Origin of the sequence: Streptomyces sp. NPDC101219, from assembly GCF_044767675.1 — a bacterium.
Lineage (GTDB): Bacteria > Actinomycetota > Actinomycetes > Streptomycetales > Streptomycetaceae > Streptomyces.
On the sequence record NZ_JBIWOK010000004.1, the window covers coordinates 483,570 to 504,387 of the forward strand.

General features: G+C 72.8%; 23 protein-coding genes, 2 tRNA genes and 1 pseudogene. 7 read left to right on the plus strand and 19 right to left on the minus strand.

Annotated features, from left to right (window positions below; all coding sequences use genetic code 11):
* Window positions 1-16: 16 nt before the first annotated feature.
* A complete protein-coding gene (locus ACIRPP_RS10810) occupies window positions 17-733 on the plus strand; it encodes a TetR/AcrR family transcriptional regulator (protein ID WP_403639995.1) in 717 nt (238 codons plus the stop codon).
* A 6-nt stretch (window positions 734-739) separates the two neighbouring features.
* Here the strand turns inward: ACIRPP_RS10810 and ACIRPP_RS10815 are convergent, their stop codons facing one another.
* Both ACIRPP_RS10815 and ACIRPP_RS10820 read right to left on the minus strand, forming a co-directional pair.
* A complete protein-coding gene (locus ACIRPP_RS10815; RefSeq protein ID WP_403639998.1) occupies window positions 740-1,402 on the minus strand; it encodes an NUDIX domain-containing protein in 663 nt (220 codons plus the stop codon).
* A 152-nt stretch (window positions 1,403-1,554) separates the two neighbouring features.
* Entirely contained in the window at window positions 1,555-2,154 is a 600-nt protein-coding gene (locus tag ACIRPP_RS10820; protein WP_403640001.1) for a TetR/AcrR family transcriptional regulator C-terminal domain-containing protein, read from the minus strand.
* Window positions 2,155-2,190: 36 nt separating this feature from the next.
* On the opposite strand from ACIRPP_RS10820, the gene ACIRPP_RS10825 reads away from it, so the two are divergent.
* Window positions 2,191-2,727: a GNAT family N-acetyltransferase gene (locus tag ACIRPP_RS10825; protein ID WP_403640004.1), complete on the plus strand. Its 537-nt coding sequence runs from the start codon at window positions 2,191-2,193 to the stop codon at window positions 2,725-2,727.
* 149 nt (window positions 2,728-2,876) lie between these two features.
* On the opposite strand, the gene ACIRPP_RS10830 is transcribed toward ACIRPP_RS10825, so the two are convergent.
* Window positions 2,877-2,950 (minus strand) — tRNA-Pro (locus ACIRPP_RS10830).
* A 108-nt stretch (window positions 2,951-3,058) separates the two neighbouring features.
* Between ACIRPP_RS10830 and ACIRPP_RS10835 the strand changes: the two genes are divergently transcribed.
* The gene (locus ACIRPP_RS10835; protein WP_403640116.1) at window positions 3,059-3,625 is read left to right on the plus strand and encodes a DUF309 domain-containing protein; all 567 of its coding nucleotides are present in this window, start codon (window positions 3,059-3,061) and stop codon (window positions 3,623-3,625) included.
* Between the two features lie 275 nt (window positions 3,626-3,900).
* Window positions 3,901-5,295 (plus strand): diacylglycerol/lipid kinase family protein, encoded by a 1,395-nt coding sequence (locus tag ACIRPP_RS10840; protein WP_403640119.1) that lies wholly within the window; start codon window positions 3,901-3,903, stop codon window positions 5,293-5,295.
* Here the strand turns inward: ACIRPP_RS10840 and ACIRPP_RS10845 are convergent.
* Both ACIRPP_RS10845 and ACIRPP_RS10850 read right to left on the minus strand, forming a co-directional pair.
* The gene (locus tag ACIRPP_RS10845) at window positions 5,249-6,022 is read right to left on the minus strand and encodes a sulfite exporter TauE/SafE family protein (protein ID WP_403640008.1); all 774 of its coding nucleotides are present in this window, start codon (window positions 6,020-6,022) and stop codon (window positions 5,249-5,251) included. The genes ACIRPP_RS10840 and ACIRPP_RS10845 overlap by 47 nt on opposite strands.
* 147 nt (window positions 6,023-6,169) lie before the next feature.
* Complete coding sequence (locus ACIRPP_RS10850; protein ID WP_403640011.1) at window positions 6,170-7,357, minus strand: thiolase family protein; 1,188 nt, start codon at window positions 7,355-7,357, stop codon at window positions 6,170-6,172.
* Window positions 7,358-7,600: 243 nt separating this feature from the next.
* On the opposite strand from ACIRPP_RS10850, the gene ACIRPP_RS10855 reads away from it, so the two are divergent.
* The 3 genes from ACIRPP_RS10855 to ACIRPP_RS10865 all read left to right on the plus strand — a co-directional run bounded on the left by ACIRPP_RS10855 (window position 7,601) and on the right by ACIRPP_RS10865 (window position 9,144).
* Window positions 7,601-8,083, plus strand: coding sequence for a Dps family protein (locus ACIRPP_RS10855; RefSeq protein WP_164334081.1), 483 nt, complete (start codon window positions 7,601-7,603; stop codon window positions 8,081-8,083).
* Between the two features lie 97 nt (window positions 8,084-8,180).
* A complete protein-coding gene (locus tag ACIRPP_RS10860) occupies window positions 8,181-8,513 on the plus strand; it encodes a DUF3140 domain-containing protein (RefSeq protein WP_164345616.1) in 333 nt (110 codons plus the stop codon).
* A gap of 103 nt (window positions 8,514-8,616) precedes the next feature.
* On the plus strand, window positions 8,617-9,144 hold the full coding sequence (locus ACIRPP_RS10865; RefSeq protein ID WP_403640122.1) for an NUDIX hydrolase family protein: 528 nt from the start codon (window positions 8,617-8,619) through the stop codon (window positions 9,142-9,144).
* Between the two features lie 85 nt (window positions 9,145-9,229).
* Here the strand turns inward: ACIRPP_RS10865 and ACIRPP_RS10870 are convergent, their stop codons facing one another.
* The 14 genes and pseudogenes from ACIRPP_RS10870 to ACIRPP_RS10935 all read right to left on the minus strand — a co-directional run.
* A complete protein-coding gene (locus ACIRPP_RS10870; RefSeq protein WP_403640015.1) occupies window positions 9,230-10,417 on the minus strand; it encodes an ABC transporter ATP-binding protein in 1,188 nt (395 codons plus the stop codon).
* 68 nt (window positions 10,418-10,485) lie between these two features.
* Window positions 10,486-11,319: a carbohydrate ABC transporter permease gene (locus tag ACIRPP_RS10875; RefSeq protein ID WP_403640018.1), complete on the minus strand. Its 834-nt coding sequence runs from the start codon at window positions 11,317-11,319 to the stop codon at window positions 10,486-10,488.
* Window positions 11,319-12,284 carry a carbohydrate ABC transporter permease gene (locus tag ACIRPP_RS10880; protein ID WP_403640021.1) on the minus strand — a complete coding sequence of 322 codons (966 nt, stop codon included), beginning with the start codon at window positions 12,282-12,284 and terminating at the stop codon, window positions 11,319-11,321. Before ACIRPP_RS10880 ends, ACIRPP_RS10875 begins: the two co-directional genes overlap by 1 nt.
* 67 nt (window positions 12,285-12,351) lie before the next feature.
* A complete protein-coding gene (locus ACIRPP_RS10885; protein ID WP_403640124.1) occupies window positions 12,352-13,587 on the minus strand; it encodes an ABC transporter substrate-binding protein in 1,236 nt (411 codons plus the stop codon).
* Between the two features lie 301 nt (window positions 13,588-13,888).
* A tRNA-Pro gene (locus tag ACIRPP_RS10890) sits at window positions 13,889-13,965 on the minus strand.
* 213 nt (window positions 13,966-14,178) lie between these two features.
* Window positions 14,179-14,538, minus strand: coding sequence for an MmcQ/YjbR family DNA-binding protein (locus tag ACIRPP_RS10895; protein WP_403640023.1), 360 nt, complete (start codon window positions 14,536-14,538; stop codon window positions 14,179-14,181).
* A 155-nt stretch (window positions 14,539-14,693) separates the two neighbouring features.
* Entirely contained in the window at window positions 14,694-15,596 is a 903-nt protein-coding gene (locus ACIRPP_RS10900; protein ID WP_403640026.1) for a LysR family transcriptional regulator, read from the minus strand.
* Window positions 15,597-15,647: 51 nt separating this feature from the next.
* A complete protein-coding gene (locus tag ACIRPP_RS10905) occupies window positions 15,648-16,847 on the minus strand; it encodes a glycine C-acetyltransferase (protein ID WP_403640029.1) in 1,200 nt (399 codons plus the stop codon).
* A gap of 103 nt (window positions 16,848-16,950) precedes the next feature.
* Entirely contained in the window at window positions 16,951-17,979 is a 1,029-nt protein-coding gene (gene tdh, locus ACIRPP_RS10910) for an L-threonine 3-dehydrogenase (RefSeq protein ID WP_403640032.1), read from the minus strand.
* Between the two features lie 182 nt (window positions 17,980-18,161).
* Window positions 18,162-18,737 carry a GAF domain-containing protein gene (locus ACIRPP_RS10915; protein WP_164335298.1) on the minus strand — a complete coding sequence of 192 codons (576 nt, stop codon included), beginning with the start codon at window positions 18,735-18,737 and terminating at the stop codon, window positions 18,162-18,164.
* A gap of 60 nt (window positions 18,738-18,797) precedes the next feature.
* Window positions 18,798-19,451 carry a GTP-binding protein gene (locus tag ACIRPP_RS10920; protein ID WP_403640035.1) on the minus strand — a complete coding sequence of 218 codons (654 nt, stop codon included), beginning with the start codon at window positions 19,449-19,451 and terminating at the stop codon, window positions 18,798-18,800.
* Window positions 19,429-19,800: a DUF742 domain-containing protein gene (locus ACIRPP_RS10925; protein WP_164335306.1), complete on the minus strand. Its 372-nt coding sequence runs from the start codon at window positions 19,798-19,800 to the stop codon at window positions 19,429-19,431. Before ACIRPP_RS10925 ends, ACIRPP_RS10920 begins: the two co-directional genes overlap by 23 nt.
* 2 nt (window positions 19,801-19,802) lie before the next feature.
* Window positions 19,803-20,237: a roadblock/LC7 domain-containing protein gene (locus tag ACIRPP_RS10930; protein WP_403640038.1), complete on the minus strand. Its 435-nt coding sequence runs from the start codon at window positions 20,235-20,237 to the stop codon at window positions 19,803-19,805.
* A 98-nt stretch (window positions 20,238-20,335) separates the two neighbouring features.
* Window positions 20,336-20,818 (minus strand): annotated as a pseudogene (locus tag ACIRPP_RS10935) (hypothetical protein); the annotation flags it as partial.

A 20,818-nucleotide genomic window follows, 5' to 3' on the forward strand; every position in this document is an offset into this window, starting at 1 on the left:
CGGCGGGAGGCTGGAAGTGGCGAAGGAGCAACGGTCCGCCCCGGCTCGACGGGCCAGCGACCAAGGGCGTCTCGGCCGGCTGAACCGTCAGCGCGTCCTGGCCATGGCCCTGGCCCTGGTGGACCGCGAGGGTCTGTCGGCCCTGAGCATGCGCCGGCTGGGCGCGGAACTGGGTGTGGAGGCCATGGCCCTGTACCGGTACGCGGCCGGCAAGGACGCCCTGCTGGACGGCCTGGTCGAGGCCCTGTACCTGGAGATCGAGGAGCGGCTGGAAGCCGGCCGGGAGGGCGGGGCGGACCCGGACGTCCCGGACTGGCGGGCCGGACTGCACCGCATCGCCCGGGCGACCTACGACGTGTGCATGGACCACCCGCAGGCGGTCCCGCTGCTCGCGACACGCATGCTCGCGGTCCCGATGGCTCAGCGGCCGATGGCGGTCCTGCGGGACCACGAGCGGATGCTGGTGCTCCTCGGCGAGGCAGGGCTCGACGAGGTCCGCGCCTCGGCCGCCTTCCGCGCCTGCACGGCCTGGATCCTGGGCTATGTGGCGGTGGAGCTCCGGCCGATGGTCGACAACCCCGACGAGCCCGACCCGGCGTTCCGGCTGGGCCTGCACCGCATGCCGGCGCAGGAGCTGCCGCGGCTGCGGGAGACCGCCACCGCGCTCGCGGAGCGCGGCGGGCCGGAAGGGCTCACGTCGGGACTCGACGCGCTGCTGGACCGCTTCGCCTGACGGCCGTCAGCGCGCGAACGGCCCGTCGAGGGCGGCCCATTGCAGCAGCATGATGGTCTTCGCGTCGTTGATCTCCCCGCTGCGGATCATCTCCAGGGCCCGCCGGAAGGGCAGTTCGAGGATCTCGATGTCCTCGCCCTCCTCACCGAGGCCGCCGCCGGCGTGGGTCCGGGTGGACGGGCCGTAGGCGGCGGCGTAGAAGCTGACGCGTTCGGTGACCGAGCCGGGGCTCATGTAGACGTCGAAGACGTGCCGGACGGTGCCGATGGTGTGCCCGGTCTCTTCCGTCACCTCGCGCCGCACGGCGGTCTCCGGGTGCTCGTCCTCGTCGTCGAGCAGACCGCCCGGGGTCTCGATCAGCATGCCGTCGGGATGGCCGTTGACGTACACCGGGAAGCGGAACTGGCGGGTGAGCAGGACGGTTTCGCGTTCCGGGTCGTAGAGCAGCATCGTGGCGCCGTTGCCCCGGTCGTGCGTCTCGCGTTCCTGGGTGCTCCACGTCCCGTCGGCACGCAGGAGGTCGAACGTCGTGGTCCGCTCCACGTACCAGTGACTGGACAGCAGCCGCACGTCCCGCACCCTCACCCGCGGGTTGCGGGTCAGGTCCCGTCCGGTGCGGTCGAGCCCGGTGCGCCCCCGGCGGTCGGGCGTGTCGATCCCGGCGGTCATCGCGGACCGCCCGCGCGGGCGAGGTGGACGGGGGCGGGAGGACACAGCGGCACGATGGTCATGCTCGCTTCTATCAGAAGCGTCTGCTTGTCCGTCGCCCGGCGGTCCGGGAACGGCGACCCGACGGGACGAACTGCGGGGCGCCACCGGGACTATCGGCGCAGCAGGGCGTGAAGACCCGCGTCGAGGACGGCTTCGGGATCGGCCCTGTGCGCCGAGTGGAGTGACGCGTAGAACGGGGCGACCTCCTGATCGACCGGCGCGTCCGGTTCGTGATGCGCGGCCGGGGCGGTCGTTGCACTTCCGATGACGAAGTTCGACAGGGCGTATGCGTCACCGAGAGGATCGGCCGACCCCCGTCGGGCGAGCAGGGCGCACAGTCGCTCGGAGAGGCGGAGGTAGTTCGGACCTCGTGGTGCGCGCATGGCGATGACCTGGCACGCCCAGGGGTGGCGGACGAGGTGCCGGTAGTAAGCCAGCATCAGCGGGTGAAGCTCCGCTTCCAGGAGGGCTCGCTGTGCCTCGGTGTCCTGCCCGAGGGCGTCGTCGAGCGCGAGGTCGTGGAGGTCATCCACTGCTGCGATGCGTGAGTACAGGCTGGCGGGGGCGACGTCCAGACGAAGGGCGACCGCGCGCACCGTCAGGGCGCGCAGTCCGCCCTCGTCGAGCAGTTCGACCGCGACGCGGGCCATGTCGCGCACATCCACGGCGCGGGCTCTTCGGACGGGCTTGCGGTGCTCCCAATAACTCACAGCCCCACCCTATCCGAACTATGTTAGTTTTGCCGCATGCTGGATTCCAGATCCCTCCCGCTTCGCGGCAGCCGGGCAGTCCTGCGCGCGATGCGTCCGGATGACGCGAGCGCCTACGTCTCCGGCACCACCGACCCGACGGTTCGCCGGTACGCGCACCTGCCCGAGCCGGAGTACACCGAGGCGTCCGTCAACGATCTGGTCCAAGGGGTGATCCGCGACGGCCTGGAACGCGGTGACCTCGCGGTTCTGACCGTCGCCGACCCCGCCACGGACGCCTTCGCCGGGAGCCTCGTGCTCTTCGGTGTGGAACAGGACTCTGTCGAGGTCGGCTTCTGGGTGCACCCGGATCACCGTGGCGAGGGCGTGGCCCGGGCCGCCGTCGGTCTCGGCATCGAGTTCGCCAGGCGCAGCGGCCTCGTCCGGCTCACGGCTCGCACTCTGCCTGAGAACCAGGCGTCTCAGCGTGTCCTCGAACAGGCGGGCTTCATCAGAGGCGAAACGACCCGCGGCCTTGCTCCGTCCGGGCAGGAGGTCGCCCTCGTCCACTATCTCTGCGACATCGACGCGTGAACCGGCCCAGGACGTCGAGGCGCTTTCGCCGATCGCGACACGCGCCCGAGACCCTGCACCGCCCCACCGGCGACGTGACGACCACGGGAACAGACCCTCGGACACGACGAAGCCCCGGTGAGAAACCTCGTCTCACCAGGGCTTTTGCGTCGGGACGACAGGATTTGAACCTGCGACCCCTTGACCCCCAGTCAAGTGCGCTACCAAGCTGCGCCACGTCCCGGTGCGCGCCACCCGGTGTCACCACCACGTGATCGCGCGGACAGCACCTTACCGCACAACGGGGCCCCGGCCGAAGCGGGGACCGGCGGGGGACAATCGGTGCATGGGCATGATGGGCAGCATGGACGGACCGGACGGGACGAACGGCGCGGGCGGCCCGGTGGCGGGCCGGGCGGACGCCGCGCGGGACCGCGACAGCGAGGGCAGGGCACGCAACGCCCGGCCCCGGGACGGGCTCGGACGGCCCCTGCCGTACGGCGCGGAGGGCGTGCCGCGGCAGCCCGAGGGCGTCGTGCGGCCCCCCGCACGGAGCGTCGCCGAGGCCCAGCGTCTGCTCGACGAGGGCAAGCCCTTCCACGCGCACGAGGTGTTCGAGGACGCCTGGAAGTCGGGCCCGGACGAGGAGCGGGAGTTGTGGCGGGGGCTCGCCCAGCTCGCCGTGGGCCTGACCCACGCGGCCCGGGGCAACCTCACGGGCGGTGCCCGTCTGCTGCGGCGCGGGGCCGGCGCCGTGGAGGAATGGGCGGCGGGGCCCGGCGGAGACCCCCGGCCGCACGGGATGGACCTGGCCGACGTGATCGCCTGGGCCCGCGGGCTGGCGACGGGCGTGGAGAGCGGGTCCGCTCTGCCCGTCGACCCGGGGGCCGCGGCCCCCCGCCTGCGCGGCGGCGCCTGACCGGCCACGTACCCGCTACGGGCGCGGGGCGCACGACGGGGCCCGGTGCCAGCGGTCGCGAATCCGCCGGTCGCGGCGTCACCGACGACCGTGATCAAGCCGCCCCGCTGCCGTGCCCCGGCGTGCGACGCTGGACGTGCGGCCGGTCTGCGCGTGTCGGTGGTGCGGTGCGGTCGCCGACGCGTACCGCCGCCCGCCCGCGTGACCGGCAACCGGGATGACGCCCCGTCCTCGCCCGCGCAGACCCTACGATGACGCGGTCGAGTGGAGGAATGATGGCAGTGGACCTGAGCAGGCGGGCCTTCCGCGCCCAGCGGTGGGCCGCACGGGCCGCGCTGGCCGCGGCCACCTCCGCCGTGCTGGTCCCGCTGATCGACGGGGGCCTGACCGGTCTGCTGCTGCTGGTGTGCGGGGCCGCGGCGCTGGCGCTGAGCGCGGCGGCCGTCTGGTGGACGCTGACCCTGCGCGGCCCGCTGCGCTGGCTGGCCGCGCTGGTGGCGGTCTGCGTCCCGGCCGCCGTGATCGCCCTGTTCGCCGTCACCCTGTTCTGGTCGCTGCTGGTGTCGCTGGCCCTGTGGGGCCTGGCCGTGTGGAGCGGCCGGTACGCGCTGCGGGGCACCGGGAGCGGCCGGCAGCCCCGGCGCGAGCGGGAGCGGAGGGTACCGCCGCCCCGGCGGCCGGTGCTGATCATGAACCCGCGCTCCGGCGGCGGGAAGGTGGACCGCTTCGGGCTGCGGGAGAAGGCCGAGCGCCTGGGCGCACGGGTCGTCCTGCTCGACCCGGACCGGTACAACGACGTCACCGCACTGGCCCGGGAAGCCGTCGCCGACGGCGCGGACCTGCTGGGGGCCGCCGGGGGCGACGGCACCCAGGCGCTGGTGGCGGCCGTCGCCGCGGAGCACGGCCTGCCGTTCCTGGTGATCAGCGCGGGCACCCGGAACCACTTCGCGCTGGACCTCGGGCTGGACCGCGACGACCCGGCCACCTGCCTGGACGCGCTGACGGACGGCGTGGAACTCCGGGTGGACCTCGGCTTCGCCGGGGACCGGCCCTTCGTCAACAACGCCTCGTTCGGCGCGTACGCGGCGATCGTGCAGAGCCCCGCCTACCGCGACGACAAGATCGGCACCAGCCTGGAGCTGCTGCCCGACCTGCTCACCGGCCAGCAGGGGCCCCGGCTGGTGGCCCGGGCCGGCGACACGACGATCACCGCGCCGCAGGCGGTGCTGATCAGCAACAACCCGTACCGCACCGACGACCCCTTCGGCCTCGGCCGCCGCGACCGGATCGACACCGGGGTGCTCGGTGTGCTCGGCGTGAAGGTGGAGGGCGCGGTCGACGCCGCGGCGCTGCTGCTCGGCCCGGAACCGAGCGGCCTCACCATCCTGACCGCCCGGGAGGCGGTCGTCGAGGCCGACCGCGACGAGATCGAGGCGGGGGTCGACGGGGAGGCGCTGGTGCTGCCCACCCCGGTGCACTGCCGGATCGCCCCCGGCGCGCTGCGTGTCCGGGTCCCGCGCAACCGGCCCGGGGTGGCGCAGGCGCCGCCGCGGCTGGACTGGCGCAGGCTGCGCAAGCTGGCGGCGACGGTGGGCCGTACGGCGGCGCCGCGGCGGTTCCGGCCTAGCGCAGAAGCAGCTGCAGGGCTCCCACCACAGTTGCCCCGATGACGATCTGCTCGAACAGGCGCTGGTTGATCCGGGTCACGGCCCATCTGCCGAGCAGCGCGCCGGGCACCACGAACAGCACGAGGGCCGCGTCGAGCAGCAGTGAGTCGGCGTCGATCAGGCCCAGACCGGCGCTGAAGGGCACCTTGGCGACGTTGACGATGAGGAAGAAGAACGCCGAGGTGCCGAGGAAGCCCAGTTTGCGGAAGCCGGCGGAGAGCAGGTACAGCGACATCACCGGACCGCCGGCGTTGGCGACCATGGTGGTGAAACCGCCGAGCACGCCGTAGGAGCGGGCCTTGGCGCGCCCGGCCCGGCTGGTGAGCGCGTCGGGTTCGTCGTCCTCGGCCGCCTGCCGCCGCCGCCAGACGGTGATCGCGGACATCAGCAGCAGGATCGCCCCGATCGACGTCCGGACGATGCCGTCGTCCGCCCACAGCAGGAACACGGTGCCGACGACGACGCCCACCGCGACGGCCGGGAACAGCCGCCACAGCGTGGGCCAGTGGGCGTGCCGGCGGTAGGTGAGCACGGCGAGCACGTCCCCGGCGATCAGGATCGGCAACAGGACGCCGGTGGAGGCGCGGGCGGGCAGGACGGCGGCGAAGATCGCCAGACTGACCGTGTTGGCCCCGCTCACGGCGGTCTTGGAGAAGCCGACGAGCAGCGCGGCGAAGGCGAGTGCGGCGAACTCCCAGCCGGCGAGCTGCCAGAGCGTCATCGTGTTCATGAGAGAACCGATGCTATGTCCGGACAAGCCTCGGCCGGACACGGGGGCACCCCGGGGCAGACCGGGAGGGCCCGGCGCCCGGGAGCTGCCCGGGGTCAGCGTCCGCGCCGGGCCCGCGAGCCCGGCACACGGCCTGGACGAAGAAGGCTAGTGCCGCTCGACGAGCACCGCGCTGCCCTGCCCCACGCCCACGCACATGGTCGCCAGTCCCCGTTCCGCGCCGGTGCGGCGCATGCGGTGCAGCAGGGTGGTGAGGATGCGGGCGCCGGAGCAGCCCAGCGGGTGGCCGAGGGCGATGGCGCCGCCGCTGGGGTTGACCAGGTCGGGGTCGAAACCGAGCTGGTCCACACAGGCCAGGGCCTGCGCGGCGAACGCCTCGTTGAACTCGGCCTCCTGGACGTCCGCGACGCCCCAGTCGGCGCGGGCCAGCACCTTGCGGGTGGCGGGGACCGGGCCGAGGCCCATGACGTCCGGGTGGACGCCCGCCGAGGCACCGGCGACGTAGCGGCCCAGCGACTCCAGGCCGAGGTCGTTGAGGGCCTCCTCGCTGACGAGGATCAGTCCGGCGGCGCCGTCGTTCATCGGGGAGGCGTTGCCCGCGGTGACGGAGCCCCCGTCGCGGAAGACCGGCTTGAGCCGGGCCAGCTTCTCGACGGAGGTGTCCTCGCGGATGCACTCGTCGGCGTCGACGACCACGCCGTCCGGGCGCCGCACGGGCAGCAGCTCGTCGTCGAAGTGGCCGTTCTTGCGGGCGTCGGCCGCCAGCCGGTGGCTGCGCAGGGCGAACTCGTCCTGGCGTTCGCGCGTGATGCCGTGCCGCTGGGCGACCTCCTCGGCCGTCTCCCCCATGGACAGCAGGCCGTGCAGGTCCTTCATCGCGGGGTTGACCAGCCGCCAGCCGAGGCGGGTGTCGACGGTCTCGATGCGGTGCGGGAGGGCCTCGTCGGGGCGGGGCAGCACGAAGGGGGCCCGGCTCATCGACTCGGAGCCGCCCGCGACGACGATGTCGGCCTCGCCGGCGGCGATGGTGCGGGCGGCGGTGGTGACCGCTTCGAGGCCGGAGGCGCACAGCCGGTTGACGGTGGCGCCGGGCACGGTCTCGGGGAGCCCGGCGAGCAGCGCGGCCATGCGGGCGACGTTGCGGTTGTCCTCGCCGGCCTGGTTGGCGGCACCCCAGTAGACGTCGTCCACGCGCGCCGGGTCCAGCGCCGGCACGTCGGTGACCAGGCCGCGGATGACGGCGGCGGCGAGGTCGTCGGGCCGCACCGTGGAGAGGGCTCCGCGAAGTCGGCCGATGGGGGTGCGGCGGGCGGCCGCGAAGTGGACGGGACGCACGAGGGAACTCCTGTCCGGACGCCGGCCCCTGCCGGTGACCGGCGGCCTGTGTGATTAGCACCGCTAGTTTCGGACTATAGACCGCCGCGCGGTCCCCGGGGAAGCGGAACCGGCGGGTACGGCGGGGACGGCGACGAGGGAGTTTGTGGCGGAACGCCCGGGGCACCCGCGCGTCTGAGGGAGTCGCGGAGCGCCCGCCGCTCCCTCTCCGTGACATCCATGATCAAGGAGGAGCAGCCACCCATGACCGTTGTGAAGAGCCCGCTGCCCGACGAGGCCCTGAAGATCACGGGCGAGGCGCTCCAGGACACACTGGTCGACCTGCTCGGCCTGTCGCTGATCGCCAAGCAGGCCCACTGGAACGTGGTCGGCCCCCGGTTCCGTTCGGTCCACCTGCAGCTGGACGAGGTCGTCTCGGCCACCCGCGGGCACGCCGACACGGTCGCGGAGCGGGCCGCCGCCCTGGGTGTGTCCCCGGACGGCCGTCCCGAGACGGTCGCCAAGGTCTTCTCGCTCCCGGCCCCGCAGGAGGGCTGGCTGCGCGACAGCGAGGCCGTGCGGGTCATGACCGACGCGCTCGGCGCGGCGATCGAGCGGCTGCGCGGGCGCATCGGAGCCACCGAGGAGGCGGACCCGGTCTCCCAGGACCTGCTCATCGCCATCACCGCCGAGCTGGAGAAGCAGCGCTGGATGTTCCAGGCGGAGAACCACGGCGCCGGGTCCTGACCGCGTCCGCGCCCGTCGCGGCGTCCGCACACCACCACCGCGGCCGTCCGGCACCCGCCGGGACGGCCGCACCCGTACGTACCCAAGGGGCACCACCATGGCCGACGCCCTCGAACTCGACGCGCTGTGGGAGGACTTCCACCGCGCGGTGAACATGACCTCCGCGGAACTCGCCGCCTGGCTGCGCGTGCGGGACGCCGAGGAGGAGACCGAGCCGCTGCCCGAACAGGCGGGCACCGACACCGGCCGGCACGTCCTCGCCGTCCTGCAGAAACGCCGCACCGACCTCACCGAGGACGACCTGCGCGTGATGAGCGAGGTCGTGGAGACCGTCGGCGCGCAGACCGACCTGGAGAACGAGCCGGCGGCCGGCGACACGCGCCTGCGGCACCGGCTGATGACGCTGGGCCACGACCCCCTCAAGGCGTAGCCGGCGCGACGAGGCCCCCGGAGCCGTGGCCGCGGCCCGGGGGCTTCGGAGCGGCTCCCCCACGCGCCCGCACGGTTGAAAGTATGATCAAGCAATGTCTGACATGACCGAGACCACGCCCGGCTGGCTCCCCTCCGACGAACTGGAGATGGCGCGCGCCCGCATGCCGATCCTGTACGTCGAGGCCGTCCCCGTGCGTGTCGACGACAGCGGTGAGGTCACCAGCGTCGGTCTGCTGCTGCGCATCGGGCCCGACGGGACGGTCAGCCGGACGCTGGTCTCCGGCCGGGTGCTGCACCACGAGCGGGTCCGCGACGCGCTGTTGCGTCATCTGGAGAAGGACCTCGGGCCGGTGGCCCTCCCCCGGGTCCCGGCGTCGCTCCAGCCGTTCACGGTCGCGGAGTACTTCCCGACGCACGGCGTCACGCCCTACCACGACCCCCGTCAGCACGCGGTGTCGCTTGCGTACATCGTGCCGGTGGCGGGCGACTGCCGGCCCCGCCAGGATGCCCTGGACCTCGTGTGGTTCAGCCCGCAGGAAGCCCTGTCGGCGGCCGTGCAGAGCGAGATGCCGGGCGGCCACGGGGTCCTGCTGAAGCAGGCGCTGGCCCACGCCGGCTGTGTGATCTGACCCCACGGCACGGTCCGGCCCGGGCCGGGCGCGCCGTCGCGCCGCCCGGCCCGGGCCGATGGGCTCAGTCGCCGTCGGTATGGGCTCAGTCGCCGTCGTTGTTCTCCGCGTGGGTGAGGTTCTTGCCCGTCGACGGGTCGAAGACGTGCGCCTTGCGCATGTCGACGCGCAGGCGCACGGGTTCGCCCTCCCGCGCGCGGGTCGCCGCGTCCAGCCGGGCCACGATCTGCTGGGTGCCCGCTCCGGTGTCGCGCTGGCCCGAGTCGGTGGCCAGTTCCTCCAGCTCGGCGGTGGAGGCCGGGCCGCCCTCGGCGGTGAAGTAGACGTAGGCGTCGGAGCCGAGCGACTCCAGCACGTCCACCGTGACGGTGATCTCCGCCCCGCTGTCCTCCCGGGCCAGGCTCGCGTCCTCGAATGCCTCGGGGCGCAGCCCGATGATGACCTCGCGGGGGGCGTTGTGCCGCTCCAGTGCCTGCCGGGTGCGGTCGTCCAGGGGCAGGTCGCCGAAGGGCGAGCGCAGCCGGCCGTCCTCCAGGGTGGCGTTGAGGAAGTTCATCGCCGGTGAGCCGATGAAGCCGGCCACGAACAGGTTCCGCGGCATGGTGTACAGCTCGGCGGGCGTACCCACCTGCTGCACCAGCCCCTGGCGCATGACGACCACCCGGTCGCCGAGGGTCATGGCCTCCACCTGGTCGTGGGTGACGTACACGGTGGTGGTGCCCAGGCGGCGCTGGATCCGGGAGATCTGGGTACGCATCTGCACCCGCAGCTTGGCGTCCAGGTTGGACAGCGGCTCGTCCATCAGGAACGCCTTGGGGTCCCGGACGATGGCCCGCCCCATCGCCACCCGCTGGCGCTGGCCGCCGGAGAGGTTGGCGGGCTTGCGGTCCAGGTACTCGGTGAGGTCCAGGACCCGGGCCGCCTCCTCGACCTTGGCGTCGATGGTCTCCTTGTCGACCTTCGCCAGCCGCAGCGGGAAGCCCATGTTCTCGCGCACGCTCATGTGCGGGTACAGGGCATAGCTCTGGAACACCATGGCGACGTCCCGCTCCTTGGGCGCGAGGTCGTTGACGACCTTGCCCCCGATGCGCAGGGTGCCCTCGGTGATGTCCTCCAGCCCGGCGATCATGTTCAGGGTGGTGGACTTGCCGCATCCGGACGGGCCGACGAGGATCACGAACTCGCCGTCGGCGATGGCGAGGTCCACGTCCCGCACGGCGACGGACCCGTCGGGGAAACGTTTGGTGACGCCCTCGAGGACGATCTCGGCCATGGGTGGTTCCTCCTTGCCTCAGGCCTGCCGGGTCCGGCCGCGGCGCGGGCGGCGCGGTGCGTCCGCGCTCATCCCTTGACCGCCCCGGAGGTCAGTCCGGCGACGATCCGCCGCTGGAAGAGCAGGACGAAGATGATGATCGGGATGGTGATCACCACGGCTGCCGCGGCGATCGACCCGGTGGGCTGCTGGAACTGCGAACTGCCGGTGAAGAACGCGATCGCGGCGGGCACCGTCCGCGCGGACTCCGTGGAGGTCAGCGAGATCGCGAACAGGAAGTCGTTCCAGCAGAAGATGAACACGAGGATGGCGGTGGTGAACACGCCCGGCGCGGCGAGCGGCACGATCACCATCCGGAAGGCCTGGGCGGGGGTGGCCCCGTCGACCTTGGCGGCCTTCTCCAGGTCCCAGGGGATCTCCCGGAAGAACGCCGACAGGGTGTAGATCGCCAGCGGCAGCGAGAAGGTCATGTACGGCACGATCAGGCCGAGCCAGGTGTCGAAGATCCCGATGATGCGCTCGATGTTGAACAGCGGCGACACCAGGGAGATCGGCGGGAACATGGCGATCAGCAGCGACATGCCGATGAGGAGCCGCTTGCCGGGGAACCGCAGCCGGGCGACGGCGTAGGCGGCCATGGTGCCGAGGGCCACCGCGATCGCGGTGGCGATCAGGGCGATGCCGATCGAGTTGATCAGGGCCCGGGTGAACTCGGAGGTCTCGAAGATCCCCTGGTAGTTCTCCCAGGTCCAGTCCGTGGGGATGTAGTTGCCGTCGGTGAGGGTGCTGGGGTCCTTGAACGACAGTGCGGCGATCCACCACACCGGGAACAGGGCGTACAGCACCACCACGATGTTGATGACGCCCCATCGGGTCGCGTGGGTACTGCCTGCGGCGGCCATCAGCGCTTCACCTCCGCGCCGGGAGCGGCGGCACCGAACAGTTTGACGAAGGTGAAGGCGATGATCCCGACACAGATGAAGATCAGGACCGAGATCGCCGACCCGATGCCGAGGTTCAGCGCCGTGAACAGGTTGTGGTAGCCGAGGATCGACACGGAGCCGGTGCCCTGGGCGCCCGAGGTCAGGATGTAGATGTTGTCGAAGATCCGGAACGCGTCGAGGGTGCGGAACAGCAGCGCCACGAGGATGGCCGGCTTCATCAGCGGCAGCATCACCCGCACGAACCGCTGCCAGGCGGTCGCGCCGTCCACCATGGCCGCCTTCAGGGTCTCCTCGGGCACCAGGGCGAGGCCGGCGAGCAGCAGCAGTGCCATGAACGGGGTGGTCTTCCACACCTCGGCGAGGATGATCAGCCACAGCGCGGGCCACTGCTCGGTGAGCGGTGCGTCCCCGGCGGGGAGCAGCTCGGCGAGGTAACCCAGGTTGGGTGTCCAGGCGTACTGCCAGGAGAACGCGGCGACCACGGTGACGATGCCGTAGGGGATGAGTACCGCGGTGCGCACCGTGCCGCGCCAGAAGAGGGTGCGGTGCATGACCAGGGCGAGTCCCATGCCGAGGACGAGTTCGATGGCGACGGACACCGCGGTGATGAACAGGGTGACCCAGAAGGCGTCCCACCAGTACGGGGAGGACAGCACCGCCCCGTAGTTGCTCAGGCCCACGAACTCGGCCCGGGCCGGGAAGCGCAGGTCGTAGCGTTGCAGGGACAGGTAGATGGCGTAGCCGATGGGGTAGGCGGTCACGGCGGTCATCACGATGACGGCCGGCGCGCACAGCAGCCAGCCCAGGCGGCGTTCCTGCCGGGCGCCCTCCGAGAGGGCCGCCTTGCCCTTCGTGGCGTCCGGTGCCGTCCTGGTGCCGCCGGGGGGCGGCGGGGTCCCGTCCGGACCGGCCATGGTGCTCATCCGGAACCGCCCGGACGGCGGGCCCGCGCGGGACGCGGGGCGGCGGAGTGCTGCGGGGGGCGGTGGTTCACGGGATCACACCCTCGGATTTCAGGGCATCGTTGATCTGACCCTCGATGGTGGCGACCGAGCTCTCCGGCTTGATCGCGGACGGCGGGGACAGTGTGTGGGAGATGACGATCGACACGTTCTGGTAGGCGGGGGTGACCGGCCGGACGCTCGCGGACTGCAGCGCGGCCAGCACCTCATTGGAGAAGGGGTACTCCTTCATGAACGCCGGGTCGTCGTAGATCGAGCGCAGGGTGGGCGGCAGTCCACCGTCGATCGCGGCGGTGAGCTGGTTCTCCCGGTTGCGCAGGCACAGGGCCGCCTCGAACGCGAGGTCGGGGTGGCGGGAGTGCTCGCTGACGGCGAGGTCGATGCCGCCGATGGTCGGCCGTGAGGGCCGGCCGGCGTCGACGCGAGGGTAGGGCGCCCAGCGGAAGTTCTTGAACAGCTCGGGGTTGTTCGCCTTCATCGACGGATAGACGAACGGGTAGTTGATCTCGAAGGCGGCCACCCCGGACTCCATGGCGAGCCGGTTCTGGTCCTCCATCTGGTTGGGCAGCGAGGGGTCCGCGGCCGGGGAGTTGGCGAGGTCGCGCATGACCGTGGCGGCCCGTACGGCGGGCGGTCCGAGCGAGGGTTCGGTGGCGCTCGCGTTGAGGATGGAGCCGCCGGCGCTGTTGACGAGGGAGTTGAACCAGACGGTGAGGCCCTCGTACTGGGCGCCCTGGATCTCCACGTAGTGCGGCTTGCCCTGGCGGGCGAGGTCGCCGGCCATCTTCAGCATCTCGTCCCACGTCTTGGGCGGCGTGGGCACCAGGTCCTTGCGGTACCACAGCAACTGGGTGTTGGTGTTGTACGGGACCGCGTACAGCTTGTCCTTCCACGTCGCCGTCCGCAGCGGCACCTCCAGGGTGCCCTCGGTGGCGCGGCGTTTGTTCTCGCCCGTCCACTCACGGATCCAGCGGGCCTCGGCGAACTCGGCGGCCCACGTGACGTCGAGGCCCATGATGTCGATGGAGTCGTCCTCGGCGGCGAGCCGGCGCACCAGCTGCTGGCGCTGGTCGTCGGCGCCCCGGGGCAGCTTGCTGTAGTTGATCCGGTAGCGGCCGCCGGAGGCCTTGCTGCACCGGTCGGCGGCCGTCTGCAGGGCGCCGGAATCGTCGGGGAAGTTGTACCAGTTGAGGGTGGGTCGGCCGGAGCCGCCGTCGTCGCCGCAGGCGGCGAGCGTCGACGCCAGCAGCGCCAGCGCGACCAGCGCCCGCGTCCGCCGCGCTCCCCGGGGGCTTCGGCGCTTCCTGGTGCTCGCCGAAACCGGTCGGCACCCGCACGTCACGCGCACGCGCTGCACACCTCGCTTCCGGGACGGTGGCGCGGGATCTGGAGCCCGCGACGGTTGTTTCCGGGGGAACGTTAGGCAGCACGGACCGCAACATCAAGGACATTCACACCGGAAGTTGCCATATCGGGCACTCGGGTGGTCCGGGGGTGCGTGCGCCCGGACATGTCGAAGGCCGCCTTCCCATCGCTGAGAAGACGGCCTGCGACCTGCGTGAAGCTGGTCGGGACGACAGGATTTGAACCTGCGACCCCTTGACCCCCAGTCAAGTGCGCTACCAAGCTGCGCCACGTCCCGTTGCCCGTCTGACCTGGGCTTCCCCCGGCCGGACGCGCACGGAAACAATACCGCACTCGGGGCGGTGATCGCGCACGCGTTTCCCGCCCCGTCCGTGGCGCCACGCCCGGCGTCACCCGGCGCCCGCGCGGCGGACGGTCCCGCCCCCGGCGGTCACGTCCCGGGCGGTCACGTCCCGGGTGGTCACGTCCCGGGTGGTCACGTCCCGGGTGGTCACGTCCCGGGTGGCAGTCCCAGCCGGGGGTGCGCCTCGATGAGCCGCGGCGGGGCGGCCTGGCGCCACGAGTCGGCCAGGATGACACGCAGTTCGTCCTCGTCCTCCAGGGCCGCGAGCCGGGCACGGACCCAGGCGAACTTCGCCTCGTGGGTGGCGATCCAGAACTTCTCCGGCTCGGCGAGGACCAGTTCGTCCCGTTCCTGCGTGGGACAGCGCACGGCGATCGAGGTCTCGTCCTCGGGCAGGGTGGCGAACATCTTGCCCGCGACCCGGAACGTGGGCATGCTCCAGGCGGTCTTCTCCGTCGTGTCCGGCAGGGACAGGGCGATCCGTCGTACGTCGTCGGCATCCGGCATGACAGGGACGGTAGCGGCAGCCACTGACACCGGCCGGACAGCGGGCGCGTCGCTCCCGGCCGCCGCGCCGGGGCGCGCGGGGTCCGGGGCCGGGGCGCCGGGGCGCAGGGGTCCGGGGCCGGGGCGCCGGGGCGCAGGGGTCCGGGGCGCCGGGGTCATGCCCGGCCGGCGGCCTCGCCGAGCGCGTCCAGCACCGGGCGGATCAGCGGGTGCTCCTCCGCGCCCCGGCGCACGGCGGCGAAGACCCGCCGGGTCGGCGCCGCGCCGTCCACCGGCCGCACCACCACGCCGGCGAGGTCGGTACCGCGCAGCGCCGAACGCGGCACCAGGGCCACGCCCACGTCGGCCGCCGCGAGCGCCACCACCGCCCGGAAGTCGTCCGAGGAATGCTCCAGGCGGGGCTGGAAACCGGCGTGCTCGCAGGCCAGGACGACCACGTCGTGGCAGGGGTTGCCGGGGTACGGGCCGATCCACGGGTCCTTGGCCAGCTCGGCCAGCGGCACCTCGGCCGCGTCGGCGAGGCGGTGGCTGACGGGGACCACCGCGTCGAACGGCTCCGCATACAGCGGGAGATGGGTGAGGCGGGGGTCGTCGGCGGACGCCCCCCGGTACTCGACCGCCACGGCGACGTCGACCTGCCGGTCCAGCACCATCGGCAGGCTGGCGTCGCCCTCGGCGTCCTGGACGCGGATGCGGATGCCGGGCGCGGACCGGGCGAGCCGGGCCACTGCGGGCGCCACGACCTCGGCGATGCCGGTGGCGAAGGACGCCACGGTGACCGTCCCGGCCGAGCCCGAGCCGTAGGCGGCCAGCTCGGCCTCGGCGCGCTCCAGCTGGGCGAGGACGGCGTTGGTGTGGTTGAGCAGGATCTCCCCGGCCGGGGTCAGCCGGACGCCCCGGGCGCCGCGCTCGACGAGGCGGTGCCCGGTCTCCTGCTCCAGCGCGGCGAGCTGCTGGGAGACGGCGGACGGGGTCAGGTAGAGCGCGGCGGCCGCCGCCGTGACCGTACGGTGGTCCGCCACCGCACGGAGGATGTGGAGCCGCCGCGCCTCGATCATGCGACCGATTGTCTCAAACGTGACGGTCACGCAGGCCGCGGTGCGGTCCGCTCAGGCGTCGAGCTCCGCCCGGGCGGCGACGAAGGCGTCCACCGCGCGGTTCACGTCGTCCGTGGAGTGGGCGGCGGACAGCTGGACGCGGATCCGCGCCTGACCCTGCGGCACGACCGGGTAGGAGAAGCCGATCACGTAGACCCCGCGCTCCAGGAGCAGTTCCGCCATGCGGCCGGCGCGGGCCGCGTCGCCGATCATCACGGGGGCGATGGCGTGGTCGCCGGGGAGGATGTCGAAGCCCTCCTCGGTCATCCGGCGGCGGAACAGGGCGGTGTTCTCGGCCAGCCGGACCCGCAGGTCGTCGGCGGACTCCAGCAGGTCGAGGACCTTCAGGGAGGCCGCCGCGATCACCGGGGCGAGCGTGTTGGAGAACAGGTACGGGCGGGAGCGCTGGCGCAGCAGGGCGACGATCTCCGCGCGGGCGGCGACGTAGCCGCCGGACGCGCCGCCGAGTGCCTTGCCGAGGGTGCCGGTGATGATGTCGACGCGGTCCATCACGCCGTGCAGTTCGGGCGTGCCGCGTCCGCCGGGGCCGACGAAGCCGACGGCGTGCGAGTCGTCGACCATGACCATGGCGCCGTGGCGGTCGGCGAGGTCGCAGATCTCGCGGAGCGGGGCCACGTAGCCGTCCATGGAGAACACGCCGTCGGTGACGATCAGCGTGCGGCGGGCGCCGCCCTCGGCGGCCTCCTTCAGCTGCCGCTCCAGGTCGGCCATGTCGCGGTTGGCGTAGCGGAAGCGGCGCGCCTTGGACAGCCGGATGCCGTCGATGATCGACGCGTGGTTCAGCGCGTCGGAGATCACCGCGTCCTCCGGGCCGAGCAGCGTCTCGAAGACGCCGCCGTTGGCGTCGAAGCAGGAGGAGTAGAGGATCGTGTCCTCCTGGCCGAGGAACGCCGACAGGCGGGCCTCCAGCTCCTTGTGCACCTCCTGGGTGCCGCAGATGAAGCGGACGGAGGCCATGCCGTAGCCCCAGCGGTCGAGGGCCTCGTGGGCGGCGGCGATCACGTCGGGGTGGTCGGCGAGGCCGAGGTAGTTGTTGGCGCAGAAGTTGAGGACCTCACCGGGGCGTCCGCCGGCGGTGACGTTCACGGTGGCGGACTGCGGGGTGCCGATGACGCGCTCCGGCTTGTGCAGGCCGGCGGCGCGGATCTCGTCGAGGGTGGTGCGGAGGTCGTCGCGCACGGAGTCGAACATGAGGGGCTCCTGGAAGGTGCTGGCGGATGAGGGGCGGAGGGCGGTCACGGACCGCGGTCGCGGGGTGCGCGACCGCGGGGTGCGCGACCGCGCGGTGACGCCGCTACGACGTCCAGTCGAGGATGACCTTGCCGCCGCGGCCGCTCGCCGCGTCCTCGAAGGCCGCCTCGTGGTCGCGGTAGCCGTAGCGGCCGGTGATCACGGGGGCGAGGTCCAGGCCGCCCTCCAGCAGGACCGACATGGCGTACCAGGTCTCGAACATCTCCCGGCCGTAGATGCCCTTGATGGTGATCATCGAGGTGACGATCCGGGCCCAGTCGACGGGGAACTCCTCGGCCGGCAGGCCGAGCATGGCGATGCGGCCGCCGTGCGTCATGTTGGCGATCATGTCGCGCATGGCCTCGGGCCGGCCGGACATCTCCAGGCCGATGTCGAAGCCCTCGCGCAGGCCGAGGGTCTGCTGTCCGTCGGCGATGGACGCCTCGGACACGTTCAGCGCCAGGCTCGCGCCGATCTTCCGGGCGAGTTCCAGGCGCTCCTCGCTGACGTCGGTGATCATCACGTGCCGGGCTCCGGCGTGCCGGGCCACCGCCGCCGCCATCAGGCCGATCGGTCCGGCGCCGGTGATCAGGACGTCCTCGCCGACGAGCGGGAACGACAGGGCGGTGTGCACGGCGTTGCCGAAGGGGTCGAAGATCGCGGCGACGTCGAGGTCGACCGGGACGCGGTGCACCCACACGTTGCCGGCGGGCAGCGTGACGTACTCGGCGAACGCGCCGTCGCGGCCCACGCCGAGACCGACCGTGGCCCGGCACAGGTGCCGGCGTCCGGCGAGGCAGTTGCGGCACTTGCCGCACACCAGGTGTCCCTCACCGCTGACCAGGTCGCCGACGGCCACGTCGGTGACGTCCCGGCCGGTCTCGACGACCTCGCCGACGAACTCGTGCCCGAGGACCAGCGGGGTGGTGACCGTCTGCTGCGCCCAGCCGTCCCACGACCGGATGTGCAGGTCGGTGCCGCAGATCCCGGTGCGCAGCACCTTGATGAGCACCTCGCCGGGTCCGACGGCGGGTTCCGGGACGTCCACGAGCCACAGCCCGGGTTCCGCCTTCTGCTTGACCAGCGCCTTCACGCTTCGGCTCCTGGGGGTGAGGTCCGGCTCCGGGCATGCCGCGGCAGGCCCCGGGCCGGGACGAGGAGGGAATTCGCACTGCAATCTGCCGTACAACACCCTCGGGGGTCCATCGAGGATTTCTTAAGCGCGGCCACAGCTTTCCTTCACGCCGTCACCCGTCCGGCGGGCCGCGCCGGGCGTCACGGCGGCAGACCGTCGGCCTCCCGGCCCTCCAGCCGCTGGACGAGTTCCGCGGCCCGCTCCTTGATGGCGGCCAGGCCCGCCTGCCCCCAGGCCCGGGGCTGGACGTCGGCGACGGAGACGGTGCCGAGCACCATGCCGGTGCTGTCGATGAGGGGGGCGCCGAGGTAGGAGCGCACGCCGAACTCGTCGACCACCGGGTTGCCCGCGAAGCGCGGGTAGTCGCTCACGTCCTCCAGGACGAGCGCCTTGCGGCGGGCCACGACGTGCGGGCAGAAACCGTGGTCGCGGGGCAGGACCCGGCCGAGCAGGGAGCCGGTGCCGTCGCTGCGGACCACCGGTGCGGTGGCGGGGGCCTGCAGCCCCGCGAAGAACTGCCCGTGCTCCCCCAGGAAGTTGACCATGGCGTAGGGCGCTCCGGTGAGTTCCGCGAGGCTGTACGCGAAGGCGTCGAGGGCGGGTTCCGGATGCTCCCCCAGGCCCAGCGAACGCAGCCGCCGCGTGCGGGCGGGGGCGTCCCGGTCCTCGGGGGTGAGCAGCAGACGACCGGCCGGGCGGGGCGGGTCGTAGCTCATGGACGGACTCCCGGGGTGTGGGCGAAAGTCATATACGTGCTCCGTGAGGGTGTGCGGGCATCACATGTGTGCGCCGTAGCCCGTGGCGGGGGCCGGGGCGTGGGCGATGAGGTGGCGGACGAGGGTCAGCAGGGTCTGGACGGAGGAGCTGGAGATGCGGGCGTCGCAGCGGACGACCGGGATGCCGGCGTGCAGGTCGAGGGCGGCCCGCACCTCCTCGGGGTCGTAGCGGAAGGCGCCGTCGAACTCGTTGACGGCGATGATGAATGCGAGGCCGCGCTGCTCGAAGAAGTCGACGGCCGCGAAGCACTCCTCCAGGCGCCGGGTGTCGGCCAGGATGACCGCGCCGAGGGCGCCCTCGCAGAGTTCGTCCCACATGAACCAGAACCGCTCCTGGCCCGGGGTGCCGAACAGGTACAGCACGTGCTCGGCGTCCAGGGTGATGCGGCCGAAGTCCATGGCCACGGTCGTCTCGACCTTGTTCTCGATGCCGTCGAGCCGGTCGGTGGCGGCACTGACGGTGGTGAGCAGTTCCTCCGTACTGAGGGGCGCGATCTCGCTGACGGCGCCGACGAAGGTCGTCTTACCGACGCCGAATCCGCCCGCCACGAGGATCTTGAGCGCGGTGGGGAAGGGATCGGCTCCGTGTCCGGTCCCGGGTGCGGTGCCGTGGGCGAGGCCGGCGCCGCGGTCAGAGCTGTCGTCGTAGTCCATCGAGCACTGCCTCCAGAAGGGCCCGGTCCGTCGGGGTGTGGTGGAACGCGGGTGGTTTGGTGGTCAGCGCCCCGCAGTCGACGAGGTCGGCCAGCAGCACCTTGGCCACCGCGACCGGCAGCGTGAGGTGTGCGGCGACCTCGGCGACCGGCAGGGGCGCCCGGCACAGGTCGAGTGCCTGCGTGTGCTCGGGTCCCAGGTAGCCGAGGGGTGTGGCACCGGTGGCCATCACCTGCGACATCAGGTCGAGCGCGACCGTGGGGCGGGTGCGGCCGTCGCTGACGGTGAAAGGGCGCACCAGCCGTCCGGCCGCGTCGTCGAGCCAGGGCCCGTCACCGGCCGCCGCCACGCTCAAGGCCTCATCGCCGGGGGTTCGGCGGCCTGCTGGCGGGGGGCGGTGATCAGGTAGGGCCGGACGCTCTTGACCAGCATGGCCATCTCGTAGCCGAGCACCGCCGCGTCGGCCTCGCGGCCGGCCAGCACGGCCAGGCAGGTGCCGGAGCCGGCGGTGGTGACGAACAGCAGGGTCGAGTCGAGTTCGACGACGACCTGGCGGACGTCGCCGCCGTCGCCGAACCGGATCCCGGCGCTGCGGCCGAGCGAGTACAGGCCGGAGGCCAGGGCGGCCATGTGGTCGGCGCTGTCCGGGTCGAGGCCGTGCACGGACTTGACGAGTCCGTCGCAGGAGAGCAGGACGGCGCTGGAGGTGTGCGGTACGCGTTGCACGAGTCCGCTCATCAGCCAGTCGAGGTCGGATACGTGGGCGGTCGGCGCATCGCTCGCCATGGTGGATCGACTCCTAGGGGTACGAAGGTCGGTGGGAGCGCTGGGGGTGGGCGCAGAGGTCGTCGGGGGCGTGCCCGTGGGGGCGGGAGGGGTGGTGCTCATCCGGCGGGCGGGCTCCCGTCCTGCCGGGGTGCGGGGGCGGCGTGGGGCGCGGGCCGGGTGTCCCGGTGCGGGGCGAGGTCGGCCAGCGCGTCCAGGTAGGGCGTCGGGGTGCCCGTGGAGGTGGGCAGGGGGGTCGACGCCCAGGGGGCCGGCGCGGGCAGGGCCGCCGTGGTGCCGGCCGCCGGGGGTCCGGGGGGTGCCTGGGCGGGTGGCTGGGCCTGCGGGTACGGCTGCGGCTGGGCCTGGGCCGACGTCACGGGCGGCAGCGGCGGGAGGGGTGTGGAGTCCCCTTCGGCGGGGAGCCCGAGGTTCCAGTGTCCGGAGTCCGTATGGCGGGTCTCCGTGGCGCGGGTCTCCGCGGAGCGGGCCTCCGCGGAGCGGGCCTCCGCGGAGCGGGCCTCCGCGGAGCGGGCCTCCGCGGAGCGGGCCTCCGCGGAGCGGGCCTCCGCGGAGCGGGCCTCCGCGGAGCGGGCCTCCGG

Coding starts and splice junctions, on each gene's coding strand:
- ACIRPP_RS10815 (WP_403639998.1), bottom strand. CDS start 1,402: ATGACCGCCGGGATCGACACGCCCGACCGCCGGGGGCGCACCGGGCTC.
- ACIRPP_RS10825 (WP_403640004.1), top strand. CDS start 2,191: ATGCTGGATTCCAGATCCCTCCCGCTTCGCGGCAGCCGGGCAGTCCTG.
- ACIRPP_RS10835 (WP_403640116.1), top strand. CDS start 3,059: ATGATGGGCAGCATGGACGGACCGGACGGGACGAACGGCGCGGGCGGC.
- ACIRPP_RS10840 (WP_403640119.1), top strand. CDS start 3,901: ATGGCAGTGGACCTGAGCAGGCGGGCCTTCCGCGCCCAGCGGTGGGCC.
- ACIRPP_RS10845 (WP_403640008.1), bottom strand. CDS start 6,022: ATGAACACGATGACGCTCTGGCAGCTCGCCGGCTGGGAGTTCGCCGCA.
- ACIRPP_RS10855 (WP_164334081.1), top strand. CDS start 7,601: ATGACCGTTGTGAAGAGCCCGCTGCCCGACGAGGCCCTGAAGATCACG.
- ACIRPP_RS10860 (WP_164345616.1), top strand. CDS start 8,181: ATGGCCGACGCCCTCGAACTCGACGCGCTGTGGGAGGACTTCCACCGC.
- ACIRPP_RS10865 (WP_403640122.1), top strand. CDS start 8,617: ATGACCGAGACCACGCCCGGCTGGCTCCCCTCCGACGAACTGGAGATG.
- ACIRPP_RS10870 (WP_403640015.1), bottom strand. CDS start 10,417: ATGGCCGAGATCGTCCTCGAGGGCGTCACCAAACGTTTCCCCGACGGG.
- ACIRPP_RS10875 (WP_403640018.1), bottom strand. CDS start 11,319: ATGGCCGCCGCAGGCAGTACCCACGCGACCCGATGGGGCGTCATCAAC.
- ACIRPP_RS10880 (WP_403640021.1), bottom strand. CDS start 12,284: ATGAGCACCATGGCCGGTCCGGACGGGACCCCGCCGCCCCCCGGCGGC.
- ACIRPP_RS10895 (WP_403640023.1), bottom strand. CDS start 14,538: ATGCCGGATGCCGACGACGTACGACGGATCGCCCTGTCCCTGCCGGAC.
- ACIRPP_RS10900 (WP_403640026.1), bottom strand. CDS start 15,596: ATGATCGAGGCGCGGCGGCTCCACATCCTCCGTGCGGTGGCGGACCAC.
- ACIRPP_RS10905 (WP_403640029.1), bottom strand. CDS start 16,847: ATGTTCGACTCCGTGCGCGACGACCTCCGCACCACCCTCGACGAGATC.
- ACIRPP_RS10915 (WP_164335298.1), bottom strand. CDS start 18,737: ATGAGCTACGACCCGCCCCGCCCGGCCGGTCGTCTGCTGCTCACCCCC.
- ACIRPP_RS10920 (WP_403640035.1), bottom strand. CDS start 19,451: ATGGACTACGACGACAGCTCTGACCGCGGCGCCGGCCTCGCCCACGGC.
- ACIRPP_RS10930 (WP_403640038.1), bottom strand. CDS start 20,237: ATGGCGAGCGATGCGCCGACCGCCCACGTATCCGACCTCGACTGGCTG.